10 protein-coding genes are annotated in these 13,302 nt (G+C 35.5%); 8 read left to right on the forward strand and 2 right to left on the reverse strand.

Annotated elements, in window-relative coordinates; genetic code table 11:
- Positions 1-118 precede the first annotated feature (118 nt).
- A complete protein-coding gene (locus ACTQZM_RS10495) occupies positions 119-1,216 on the reverse strand; it encodes a M24 family metallopeptidase (protein ID WP_113826938.1) in 1,098 nt (365 codons plus the stop codon).
- Positions 1,217-1,397: 181 nt separating this feature from the next.
- Between ACTQZM_RS10495 and ccpA the strand changes: the two genes are divergently transcribed.
- A complete protein-coding gene (gene ccpA / locus ACTQZM_RS10500; protein WP_016251857.1) occupies positions 1,398-2,399 on the forward strand; it encodes a catabolite control protein A in 1,002 nt (333 codons plus the stop codon).
- A 48-nt stretch (positions 2,400-2,447) separates the two neighbouring features.
- On the opposite strand, the gene ACTQZM_RS10505 is transcribed toward ccpA, so the two are convergent.
- Positions 2,448-4,862, reverse strand: a complete 2,415-nt coding sequence (locus tag ACTQZM_RS10505; RefSeq protein ID WP_441653728.1) for a transglycosylase domain-containing protein — start codon at positions 4,860-4,862, stop codon at positions 2,448-2,450.
- A gap of 220 nt (positions 4,863-5,082) precedes the next feature.
- On the opposite strand from ACTQZM_RS10505, the gene tyrS reads away from it, so the two are divergent.
- From tyrS to ACTQZM_RS10540, 7 genes are all read left to right on the forward strand, one after another.
- Positions 5,083-6,342 carry a tyrosine--tRNA ligase gene (gene tyrS / locus ACTQZM_RS10510; RefSeq protein WP_243197765.1) on the forward strand — a complete coding sequence of 420 codons (1,260 nt, stop codon included), beginning with the start codon at positions 5,083-5,085 and terminating at the stop codon, positions 6,340-6,342.
- Positions 6,343-6,514: 172 nt separating this feature from the next.
- Entirely contained in the window at positions 6,515-7,042 is a 528-nt protein-coding gene (locus ACTQZM_RS10515; RefSeq protein WP_113784287.1) for a hypothetical protein, read from the forward strand.
- Positions 7,043-7,114: 72 nt separating this feature from the next.
- Positions 7,115-8,020, forward strand: a complete 906-nt coding sequence (locus ACTQZM_RS10520; RefSeq protein WP_441653729.1) for an AEC family transporter — start codon at positions 7,115-7,117, stop codon at positions 8,018-8,020.
- Between the two features lie 71 nt (positions 8,021-8,091).
- The gene (locus tag ACTQZM_RS10525; protein ID WP_441653730.1) at positions 8,092-8,976 is read left to right on the forward strand and encodes a deoxyribonuclease IV; all 885 of its coding nucleotides are present in this window, start codon (positions 8,092-8,094) and stop codon (positions 8,974-8,976) included.
- Between the two features lie 84 nt (positions 8,977-9,060).
- Positions 9,061-9,282: a YneF family protein gene (locus tag ACTQZM_RS10530; protein WP_016251863.1), complete on the forward strand. Its 222-nt coding sequence runs from the start codon at positions 9,061-9,063 to the stop codon at positions 9,280-9,282.
- Between the two features lie 318 nt (positions 9,283-9,600).
- The gene (locus ACTQZM_RS10535) at positions 9,601-11,355 is read left to right on the forward strand and encodes an ABC transporter ATP-binding protein (RefSeq protein WP_171309526.1); all 1,755 of its coding nucleotides are present in this window, start codon (positions 9,601-9,603) and stop codon (positions 11,353-11,355) included.
- A complete protein-coding gene (locus ACTQZM_RS10540) occupies positions 11,355-13,139 on the forward strand; it encodes an ABC transporter ATP-binding protein (protein WP_441653731.1) in 1,785 nt (594 codons plus the stop codon). The genes ACTQZM_RS10535 and ACTQZM_RS10540 overlap by 1 nt, the downstream gene beginning before the upstream one ends.
- The last annotated feature ends 163 nt before the right edge of the window (positions 13,140-13,302 follow it).

Below are 13,302 nucleotides of genomic sequence, written 5' to 3' on the forward strand. Positions count from 1 at the left end.
AATATAGGGGGAAAATCCTCTATATTTCATCCAAAAAATCCAAAAATCGAAGGCATCTTTCACGGGTGCCTTCGATTTTTGGATTCAAAAGGGACTAATGGGTCAGCCCCGATTTTATTTACAATACAATTAAATCTTTTGGTGTTTGCGTGAAGCTTTGGCAACCATCTTTTGTGACATAAACACAGTCTTCAATTCGGACACCCACCTCATTAGGAATATATATCCCAGGTTCGATAGAGAAGCACATACCTTCTTTTAGTACCATTGAGTTACCTTCTACAATGGATGGAAATTCATGAACGGTTGTACCAATACCATGACCAAGACGGTGAGTAAAGTAATCCCCATAACCAGCTTCTGTAATAACATTACGAGCAATCGCATCTAACTCTTGAGCGGTAATTCCTGGTTTGACTGCGTTTTGAGCAGCTAATTGTGCTTGCAAGACGACATTATAAACTTCGCGTTGTTTAGCGGTAGGTTCTTTAAAGGCAACCGTTCTAGTAGCATCACTACAGTAACCTTTCCAAACAACACCTAAGTCAAAGAGGGCTAAATCATGATTGCGCAATTGTAGACTACCTGGATTGCCATGTGGATTGGCCGCATTATCACCAAATAGAATTAAAGTATCAAAGGACATTTTACTTACACCTTGTTTTTTCAATTGATATTCTATTTCGGCAACAATTTCTTGTTCGGTAACTTTTTCTTTTAAGGCTTTGAATCCAATTTCAAATGCAACATCAGCCCAATGTCCAGCTTCAAGGAGTGTTTGAATTTCTTCTGGCGTTTTAACAAGCTGAATTTGCTGTAAGATAGGAGTAATATCTGCAGAAAAATCAACAGTGGCTAACCCGTCTTTTAATATTTCGAAACGTTCGACGCTTAATTGATTTTTTTCTAAAGCCATTTTTTTGAATTGACCAAAGCGCGATTTTAATTCATTCAAAATAATCTGCCAAGGATTTTGGGTGTCTAAGTAACCAATGACATCTTCACTGAAAGCTTTTTTGGCTTCAGGAACTTCCATTGCAGGAGTGAATAAAAAAGGTGCTTTGTCAGCATGAATAAAGAGTGCTAATACACGTTCATGAGGATCACTTTCAAAGCCAGTTAAGTAGGCAATTGAACTTGGGTTGCTAACATAGGCAACTTCTACTTGATTGTTTTGCATCCATTCTCGGAGTTCATTTATTTTTTTGATATTCATCAAAAAACCTTCTTTCCATCAAACTTACCTCTATTGTATCTAATTTTTGATAAAGTGAAAAGAAATTTCGGAAAAATAATGAAAATGATATAAAAACGGTTGCAAATCAATGAAAATTCTGCTATTCTAACTAAGAAATGTAAATGATATTTTCTGAAAATTATAAAGGAGTTTATAGAGAATGGATAAACAAACAATTACAATTTATGATGTTGCACGTGAAGCAGATGTTTCGATGGCAACAGTTTCTCGTGTTGTCAATGGTAACCCAAATGTGAAACCTGCAACACGTAAAAAAGTACTTGAGGTCATCGAACGCCTGGATTATCGTCCAAACGCTGTGGCTCGTGGTTTAGCAAGTAAAAAGACGACTACAGTTGGTGTAATCATCCCTGATGTAAGCAATATGTTTTTTGCCTCATTAGCTCGTGGGATTGATGATATTGCCACAATGTATAAATATAATATTATTTTGGCTAACTCTGATGGTGATAACCTTAAAGAAGTACACGTTCTAAACAACTTGTTAGCAAAACAAGTGGACGGTATTATCTTTATGGGACATCATATCACAGATGAAATTCGTGGTGAGTTTTCACGTTCAAAAACACCAGTAGTATTGGCTGGTTCAATTGATCCAGATAATCAAGTAGGAAGTGTAAATATTGATTATCAGGCAGCGACAAAAGAAGCTGTTCAAATTCTAGTGAAAAACGGACATAAAGATATTGCCTTTGTTAGCGGTGCTTTAATTGATCCAATTAATGGACATGCACGTTTAGGTGGTTATAAACAAGCCTTAGAAGAAGCTGGTATTGCTTATAATGAAGGATTAATTTTTGAAGCACCTTATTCATTTAGAGATGGTTTACGTTTAGTTGAGCGCCTACGCAACTCAGGTGCAACCGCCGCATTTATTTCAGATGATGAATTAGCTGTTGGTATCCTTGATGGTTTATTAGATGCTGGAGTAAAAGTTCCTGAAGAATTCGAAATTATTACAAGCAATAACTCATTGCTTACAGATGTTGTTCGTCCTAAACTAACAACGATTACTCAGCCATTGTATGATATGGGTGCTGTTGCAATGCGCTTACTAACTAAATTAATGAACAAAGAAGAAGTTGAACAAAAAACAATTATTTTACCATTTGGTATTTCTGAAAAAGGTTCTACAAAATAATTGATAAACGAAAAGACGACTCCAAACTGAAGTCGTCTTTTTTGCATATTAATCAGTCTTTTTATCCTCGTTCTTTTCCTCTTGCTCGCTATTCTCTTGATTAGCATTTTCGTCTTTCTTATCTTTTTCATTCTTATCTTCTTTTTTGGCAGGAGTAAGTTTTTTCCAATAATCTTGGTAATTTTCATCTGTACCACCAATGCCAAATTTGAAACTAGTATCAACTGGCCCATTTTTCGCCCAAAGTGAAGTGGTTTCCTCACCAAAGCTCTTCCATTCCGTATTGCCAATTTTAACGGTTCCTTGATTCTTTTGCCCCGTAAACTTAGATACTTTTTCCTTTTTGACACTATCAGCTAAAGTGAATTTTTCATTTGTGCCAAACACTTCTGGACTCACTTGATAAATACGATTGACTAAGTTTGCCAAATAAAGAGAAGTACGTCTACCTGCATTACTATCAGAAGGGCGATTATCTTCATACCCTGACCAACTGCTGATGGTCACTTTTGGTGTGGAGACTACTAACCATGAATCAGCCCAATCATTCGTAGATCCTGTTTTACCGACCCAGTCTAAATTAGCTAAAGATGCATTCAGACTACTTAAATCAGTTTTATAGCTTGTCGTTATTTGCGCCTGTAAGACACTACGCATTAAATCATTCATGATACTTGCACTTGCTTCAGAGAATACTCGAACAGGATTTTGCTTATGTTTATAGATTTTTTTACCTTTTGAATTGGTGATGGCTTCGATTAAATAGCCTTGTTGATATATTCCGTGATTGGCCAAAGTCTGGAAGCCATTTGTTTGAGAAACGACTGAAAGCGTGGCTACTCCCAATGGTGCAGATTCATATTGCCAAATATCAGAAGCAGGATAGTTCATTTTGGCCAAATAGTTATTGTAAACAAAATTTTTATCACCAGTCTCATTTAATACTTGTTGATAAATATTGTAAGCAGGGATATTGTTCGACCAGCTTAAGGCCTCGCGCACAGTTTGGAACGTATTACTTCCTTTATTTGTTGCATTGACAATCTCTTTACCTGCATCATCGCCAGTTTTCCAAGAAGTGGCATAGTCAGATACGCGACTTTCTGATCCCATTAAGCCTAAGTCAATTGCAGGACCATAAACAAGTACTGGTTTAATGGCAGAACCAGCCTGGCGTTTTGCATCAAAGGCATGATTGAATTGATTTTGATTGTAATTGCGACCACCGACAAAGCCCAAAATTTTTCCGGTTGCATTATCCATTAAGACATTTCCAACTTCAACAGGGTCGTTATAATTCGTATCTAAATAGCTACCGTAATCATTAACCGCCTGTTGCATGGCTTGATAGATTCCTTCCTCTATCGTCGTTTGGATGGTATAACCGCCATTTGCTAAAGTATCTTTGGCTGTGCGTGCATATTCATTGTATACATCATCATCTGACAATTGTGATTCTGTTAAACCATCTTTTGTAGCTAGCTGATTAACGATAATGTCAATTGCCTGTGACATTACGGTATCATATAAAAAACCGTATGAAGTATTCTGAGCTTGACTTGGCGGCAAGAAGTCCTTCGTTATATCATAGTTCTTTGCTTCTTCATATTCTTTTTTAGTAATATCATGATTACGATACATGCTAAATAAGACAACATTTTTTCGCTTAAGTCCATACGTAAAGTCTTTTTTTAGCTGACCATCATTTGTATATGGACTATAGATGATAGGACTTTGTGGTAGCCCAGCAATAAAGGCAGCCTGTGGTAAGCTTAGTTCACTTGCATTCTTCCCAAAAATTCCCATTGCAGCTTCTTGGACACCCGCAATATTTTGCCCATGATTATTGCGTCCAAAAGGAGAAACATTTAAATACATCGTAATAATTTCATCTTTAGAAAAGTTTTTCTCGACTTCCAAAGCCAACAAGATTTCATTCGCTTTACGTTTAAAGGTTGTTTCGCTTGATAAAATTTGTTGTTTCACCAATTGTTGGGTTAACGTAGAACCACCGCCACCGCCGCCACCAATTGCTTCGGATAGTAGCGCTCTAACAACTGCCTTTGGTACAACACCATGATGTTTATAAAAATATTCATCTTCAGTAGCAACAACTGCTTTTTTCAATAGTGGCGATATTTGGTTTGAAGCAACATTGGTTCGACGTAAATCAGAACGAATATTACTGATAGTATTTCCATTAGCATAAACAAGTTTAGATGTTTGAGTGATATCGCCTAAGTCTTGTTGGAGTTCTACCTTGCTAGGGATTTTGGTATCCTCAACTAAAAAAGCAAAATATCCCATCCCGATGCCGGCACCTAAAGCAGCAAGGAGTAATAGAAATGAGATAAAGACTAAAAATAATGATTGCGTTACACGAACTGTAATATTAAAAATTTGATAATTATCGATTGTCTCTTTGTTTTTTTTCTTTACTTTGGGTTGTTTATTTGAAGCCACATCAACACCTCCTAAAATCTTCTACTATTATAGCAAAGTTTTAAGTAAATGGATAATAATTATCTATTCTTTCAAGAAAAAAACAGTGAAATCATTGGAAAAACCTTTTCTTTCTATCAAATTTAAGTTATGATATATTTATGTATTTTAGTAAGATGTTTTTACTAAAGCTGATACATGAAATGATTGAATACAAGGAAAATTTGAAGGAGTGAATAGTATGACAGCGGACTTATTTCAAGAATTAAAGGAAAGAGGTCTAGTCTATCAAACCACAGACGAAGATGCTCTAGTGAAACATTTAAACGAAGAGTCTGTTAAATTGTATGTGGGCTTTGATCCAACTGCAGATAGTTTGCATATTGGTCATTTGTTACCTATCTTAATGTTACGTCGCTTCCAACAACATGGTCATGTACCGATTGCCTTAGTTGGTGGGGGAACAGGAATGATTGGGGATCCTTCATTTAAAGATCAAGAACGTCAATTAAACACTTTAGAAACCGTCCAAAATTGGTCTCAAAGTATTAAAAACCAACTTTCACGCTTTATTGATTTTGATAATGAAGAAAATCCTGCCATTATCGCAAACAATTATGAGTGGTTAGGAAAGTTAAGCATGATTGACTTTCTTCGTGATGTTGGTAAAAACTTTACAATTAACTATATGATGAGCAAAGAAAGTGTCAAACGCCGTATTGAAACAGGGATTTCATACACCGAATTTGCTTACCAATTACTACAAGCTTATGATTTCTTAAAGTTATATGATAATTACGGTTGCTTATTACAATTAGGTGGTTCCGATCAATGGGGAAATATTACTTCTGGTATTGAGTTGATGCGTAGAGAACGCGATGTCCAAGGTTTTGCTTTAACCATGCCTTTGATTACGAAAGCTGATGGTACTAAATTTGGTAAATCTGAAGGGAATGCAGTATGGTTGGATGCTGAAAAAACAACCCCATATGAGTTCTACCAATTCTGGATTAATACTGATGACCGTGATGTGATTAAATTCTTGAAATACTTTACTTTCTTGAGTTTAGATGAAATCGCAGAAATTGAAAAAGAATTTACTGCTGCACCAGAAACACGTGTAGCTCAAAAAGCTTTAGCCAAAGAAGTGACGACTTTAGTACACGGAAAAGAAGCTTACGAGCAAGCAGTGCACATTTCACAAGCTTTATTCAGCGGTAATATTAAAGAATTATCCGTTTCTGAAATCAAGCAAGGTTTCAAAGGTGTGCCTAGCTATACAGTCCCACAAGATGCTGATTTGAAATTATTAGAAGTGTTAGTAGCATCTGGACTTGTACAATCTAAACGTCAAGCACGTGAAGATTTACAAAATGGTGCGATTTACATTAATGGTGACCGTGTTCAGGATTTAGAATACCAACTTTCTGACGTGGATAAGATTGGTGATATGGTCGTATTACGTCGTGGAAAGAAAAAATATTTCTTATTACAATTTTAATACACTAGGTAGGTTGGTTTACAGCCTACCTTTTTTTGAATACAAATGAATGTCGTGATATACTATTAGCTGAAAAGATTGCTAAATATACGAAGGAAAATTTTTTGCAAGACATTGTGAAGGATGATACAAATAGAAATCTTTTCAGTAATAAAACGAGAGGATGTTTACAATGACAAAAAGAGTAGCAGTAATGGTGTTTGATCAAAATAGTATCGCTTATGAAGCTTTTTCAAAAATCAAAAATAGCCAAGGTAGTGCTTATCAAATTAATCAATTGGCAGTTGTAGAAAAAAGTGAGGATGACAAACATTTTGCCATTAAAGATTTAATAGATTTGCAAACGGCAAGTACATTGAATCGTGGTGGTTTCATTGGTATGCTTGTAGGAATTTTAGGCGGACCATTAGGCGTTTTATTTGGTTGGATTTTAGGTGATTTAGTTGCTGCAGGTATTTCTGCAAGTGAGCAAAAAGACACACAAACCATTTTTGATGAAATTTCTAAGCAAATCACTGCAGGACAGACTGGACTCTTAATGTATTACGAAGAGGAAGATAATGAAGTGCTAAATACAATTGTAATGAATGAATTACATGGTGCGATTACTCGTTTTGATTATGATGATATCCAAGAAGAAGTTAAAGAAATGAAACAAAAACACGAAAAAGTGCTTAAAAAGGATAAAACAGAAGAATAGAATGAAAACATCAAGCGAAATGACACCTATCGGGGCGTAATGTCCATAGGTGTTTTTTTTAGAGGTGAATTTATGCAGCAAGTGTTATTAAAAGCAGGAAGTTTATTTGGCATTATTATTTTAGGTTATTTATTAAAAAGGTGGCATATCTTAACCAAAAAAGACGGCGATGTATTGTCGCGAATGATTGTCTATGTGACGCTTCCTGCCGCCATTATTGTCAATTTATCTGATTTACGAATTCAAAATCAATTACTTTTATTTATCGTAGTCGCCTTGATTTGGTCGATTTTCCAAGTGTTACTCGCTTATTTTACGACATTCAAACAAGAAAATAAGCAAAAGGCTACAATGATGTATCTAGGATCAGGATTTAATATTGGAAATTTTCTCTTACCATTTATTCAAAACATTCAACCAGCCTTTGTTCCCATGATTTCAATGTTTGATATTGGTAACTCCATTATGTTGACCGGTGGAACGCAAGCGGTAGTGGATACTTTGGTTGCAACCAATCAACGTTTTTCTTTTCGTAATATGTTGAGGCAACTTTTAAGTTCAGTTCCATTTATGTGTTACTTAATTATGTTTGGCTTGCGATATTTTCAGCTTTCGTTACCGTCGTATATACATACATTTTTTGTACCGCTTGCTAATGCCAATGTATTTTTGTCCATGTTTATGATTGGCTTATACTTAGATTTTGCTTTACCAAAAGGCAGTTTTAAGGCGCTAGTAAAGTTATTTTCCTTGCGGTATTTGGTGGGGTTCTTACTCATTTTTGTTATACATATTTTACCGATTTCAATGGCAGAAAAAATGGTTCTAAGTTTGCTATGTGTTTCCCCAATCCCTTTATTTGGCGTTATGAATGCTGTTATTGTAGGAGCAAAAGAAGAATATGTTGGCTTTGCTTCTTCACTTAGTTTTTTATGCAGTCTAGTCTTTATGACAATAATTGTTTTAGTTATGAATTAGCTAGGCATTATCCTTGCAATCTTGCTCATTTTTCGTAATACTATCCTTAGTAATTAGAAAGGGGTAGTGAAATGTTAATAGGATCACATGTCTCAATGAGTGGGAAAGCAATGCTAGAAGGTGCTGTAAAAGAGAGTCTGTCTTATGGAGCAAATACTTTTATGATTTATACTGGTGCACCTCAAAATACACGTAGAAAACCGATTGAAGAGATGAAAATTGAAGAAGGTAAGGCTTTAATGGCTGCAAATGGCATTGATGAGTTTATCGTACACGCACCCTATATTATTAATTTAGGAAATACGATTAAGCCTGAAAATTTTGGCTTTGCGATTGAATTTTTACGTGCAGAAATCATGCGTGCCCAAGCATTGGGAGCAAAACAGATTACCTTACATCCAGGAGCACATGTAGGCGCAGGTGTAGATGCAGGGTTGGCAAAGATTATTGAAGGGTTAAATGAAGTGCTATCCAAGGAGCAAACTGTGCAAATTGCTTTAGAAACGATGGCCGGTAAAGGGACTGAGCTTGGTCGTACTTTTGAAGAGTTAGCCCGAATTATTGATGGGGTTAACTTGAATGAAAAATTATCAGTGACCTTTGATACTTGTCATACCCATGATGCAGGCTATAATATCAAGGAAGATTTTGATGGTGTATTAAACGAATTTGACCATATTATAGGTTTAGATCGCCTAAAAGTCTTGCACTTAAATGATTCTAAAAATGTATGTGGTGCGCATAAAGACCGACATGCCAATATTGGTTTTGGTGAGATTGGCTTTGAAGCATTAAACTATATCGCGCATCATCCACAATTAGAGGGAATTCCAACTATTTTGGAAACACCTTATGTTGGTGCGGATAAGAAAACTGCCAAAGCTCCTTATGGCAAAGAAATAGAAATGTTACGTAAACAAGCATTTAATCCGGAAGTTTTTGCTGAATTATTGTAGGAAATTTATTTGGAAGGCTTTCTTTTTGAAATAATTTTTAGTACAATGAATAACTGAGAGTACATTAAAGAAAGGAAAGTAATTATGGTATCTACAGGAATTTTAGTATTATGCATTGTGATTGCCCTTGCTGTGGGTGCAGTAGGAGGCTTCTTCTTAGCGCGAAAATACATGCAAGATTACCTAAAACAAAACCCTCCAATTAACGAGGAAATGTTGCGTACAATGATGGCGCAAATGGGTCAAAAACCTTCTGAGAAAAAAGTTCGTCAAATGATGCAACAAATGAAAAATCAAATGAAATAATAATTGATTTTGAATAGGTGAAGGATAGCATGTATCTAACAAACGATACAGCTATCCTTTTTATATTAAGGATGTGAGGCGGGTCGGTCAGCTACGAGCGGATAAGGTTGTCCAGAACGTCGGGAAAGTCCGAGAAGTAAAGACTTTCCCAGACGAGCTGGCTTATACGCCGAAGTAGCTACCCGCCGAGCACAGATTATTAAGGATGTGAGGTGGATCGGTCAACTCCAAGCAGCTAAGGTTGTCCAAAATTTCATCAGGGTTGATTGGTTTATTTTGTAAAAATACAGAAAAATATTGAAGAATAGGAGTGAAAAAATGGCGATATTTAAAAAGTTATGGTGGTTTTTTAAACAAGAAAAGAAACATTACTTAATTGGTATAACCGCATTGATTGTGGTAGCTTTGGTTCAATTAATTCCACCATGGGTAATTGGTAAAGTAATTGATGAAATTGCCAGTAAGCAGATTCATCTACAAAAGATTTTTTATTACATAGGTCTACTTGTTTTTTCTGCAATTAGCCAATACGCCTTTCGCTATGTGTGGCGTACCAATATTTGGGGAAGTGCAGCTCGTTTGGAAAAAATATTACGAGAACGGTTATTTGATCATTTTACATTGATGGACCAAATATTTTATCATAAATACCGCACTGGAGATTTAATGGCCTATGCAACTATGAATTTAAATGCGATTCAAAATGTTGCAGGCGCAGGAATTTTAACATTTATTGATTCATTTATCACAGGTGGTATTACGATTATTGCGATGATGATTTTTGTTGATATTCGATTGACAATTTTAGCATTATTACCGTTGCCACTGTTATCATTAATGGCCAAAGTGTTAGGTGATAAATTACATAATGCTTTTCGTAAATCTCAAGACGCCTTTTCTGATTTGAATGATAAAGTCCAAGAAAGTGTCACCGGGATTAAAGTCATCAAAACATTTGGCCAAGAAAAAGAAGATGTAGAAGATTTTAAAGATAAGGTCGATTTTGTAATTGAAAAAAATAAGAAAGTCGCGCTATACGATTCTTTATATGATCCATTAATTACACTGATTATTGGTTTAACTTATGTGGTAACCATTATCATTGGTGGTGGATATGTGGTAAAAGGAACCATTTCGATTGGTCAATTAGTTTCTTTTATGAGTTATATCGGCATGTTAGTATGGCCAATGTTTGCAGTCGGTCAACTATTTAATGTACTTGAACGAGGGAATGCAAGTTATGATCGTGTCTTTGAACTATTCAGAGAAAAAAGCCATATTATTGAAAAACAAACAGGTATTTCACAAAAAGCAAACGGCGATTTAAGTATCGATTTGGATTCGTTCACCTATCCTGATGGGCAAAATCCGGTTTTACAAAATATTCATGTGACGATTCCTCAAGGTAAGACGCTAGGAATCGTGGGAAAAACGGGTTCAGGAAAAACAACTTTATTGAGTTTGTTACTAAGAACTTATGATGACTATCAAGGAAGTATCTATTTTGGTGATTATAGTATTAAAGATTACCGATTAGATGCCTATTTGCCTGCAATTGGGTATGTTCCTCAAGATCATTTTCTATTTTCAACAACGATTGCCGAAAATATTTGTTTTGCTAATCCAAATTTTGGAGAAGAGAAAATGATTCAAGCAGCCAAACAAGCAGCCATTCATGAAGATATTATGCAAATGCCTCATGGATATGAAACTTTGGTGGGTGAACGTGGCATCTCATTATCAGGTGGGCAAAAACAACGTATTTCTATTGCGCGGGCCTTTATCACAGATCCAAATCTATTAATTTTAGATGATGCGTTATCTGCTGTGGATGCCAAAACCGAAGAAGCTATCTTAGAGCAAATTCGTCAAAAAGAAAATCATTCATCTATGATTATTGTGGCGCATCGCTTGAGTAGTGTGATGCATGCGGATGAAATTATTGTATTAGAAGATGGTCAAATTGCTGAACGCGGTACGCATCAACAATTATTAGATAATCAAGCTTGGTATGCAAAAATGTGGCATAAACAACAATTAGAAAGTAATTTAGATCAAAGGGGGGCTGAATAATGGAACAACAATCAGAATGGTCAAAATCATTTACCTTAAAAGAACAAGCATCAATTTTAAAGAGAACCTTTAAATTTGCGCGTCCATTTGCAGCTACCTTTTTCTTTGCGGTGATTTTCTCGATTGCTTTAGCGGTAATCAATGTTTATATGCCACTAATTCTACAATATTTTATGGACCACTATTTACAAACCAAATCAGCGACTATGCGAATTTTATACCTCTTTGCTGGTTTGTATTTTGCAAGTTCAATCATTAAGGCGTTTATTTGGTTTGGCCAGTGGTATTTATATGCTGTTGCTTCCATTAAGACGTTAAATCGTATTCGCGTCATTTTATTTGAAAAGTTACAGCAACTAGGGATTCGCTATTTCGATCAAACGCCCGCAGGTTCTATTGTCTCACGGTTAACCAATGATACTGAAACCTTGTATGATTTTTGGAATGTCTTTATGATGGTGTTAACTGGAATCTTATCGTTAGTTAGTTCATTTGTAGCGATGTATGCTTTGGATAAGAAAATCGCCTTAGTAAACTTAGCTTTTTTACCACTACTAATCTTAATCATTGTTACGTATCAAAGACTATCTTCTAAGATTTATCGACAAATGCGTGAACGTTTGAGTGAGTTGAATACAAAATTGAACGAATACATTTCGGGAATGCATATTATCCAGCAGTTCCGTCAAGAAAATCGTTTGAAAAAAAGTTTTGAGAAGACTAATACCAAATATTTGCGCACGCGCTATGCCATGATTAAAACCAACACGTTATTGCTTGCACCGATTATTAACTTCTTATACGCAATCGGATTGAGTATTAGTTTGACCATGTTTGGTTTTCAGGCTACGCATACAGTCTTAGAGGTTGGGATGATTTATGCTTTTACAACTTATGTGCAAAATTTCTTTAGACCAATGACGCAGGTAATGGATTCATTGAGTACTTACACAGACGGTTTAGTTGCTGCGAGTCGAATCTTAAAATTAATGGATACGCAAGAATTAATTCCTGAACAAAAAAATCTTGAAGATGCTAAAATTACACGCGGTAGAATCGAATTTAAACATGTAAGTTTCTCATATGATGGTAAAAACCAAGTCTTGAAAGATATTAGTTTTGTGGCTGATGAAAATCAAACGGTAGCCTTAGTTGGTCATACAGGTAGCGGTAAGAGCTCGATTATTAATGTACTGATGCGCTTCTATGAATTTGAAGAGGGGCAAATTCTCATTGATGGTCGTGACATTCGTGACTATACTTATAAGGAATTGCGTGAAAAAATCGGATTGGTTTTACAAGATCCATTTATGTTTTATGGAACAATTGCCGATAATATTCGTTTGTTAAATCCGGATATTACAGATGAAGAAATGATTCATGCGGCTAAGTTTGTTCAAGCTGATCAATTTATTGAAGAATTAGACGGTGATTATCAAGCCAAAGTGATTGAAAAAGGGGCGGCGTATTCGAGTGGGCAACGTCAATTAATTTCCTTTGCGCGTACCGTGGTTACAAATCCGAAAATCTTAATTTTAGATGAAGCAACGGCTAATATTGATACAGAAACAGAAAGTCATATTCAACAAGGTTTACAAAATATGCGCCAAAATCGTACCACAATTGCCATTGCCCATCGTCTATCTACTATTCGCGATGCTGATTTGATTTTGGTTTTAGATAAAGGTCGAATTGTCGAACGCGGTAATCATGAAGAATTGCTTGCCAAAGATGGCTTATATGCACAAATGTATGCCTTACAAGCTAGTGGTGAGGAAATATAAAGTTTCTTAACACATAACAAATAATAACGACTACCATAAGTTTTAAAATAGCTTGGGTCTAAGATATTTAGTGTTGTTACTCAAACGGAGGATAACACTAAATATCTTTTTTTATACTCATAATAATAGAAAAAGACATCTGTTTCCTCTATAATTAAGTCGA

Origin of the sequence: Enterococcus cecorum, from assembly GCF_052119425.1 — a bacterium.
Classification (GTDB): domain Bacteria; phylum Bacillota; class Bacilli; order Lactobacillales; family Enterococcaceae; genus Enterococcus_E; species Enterococcus_E cecorum_C.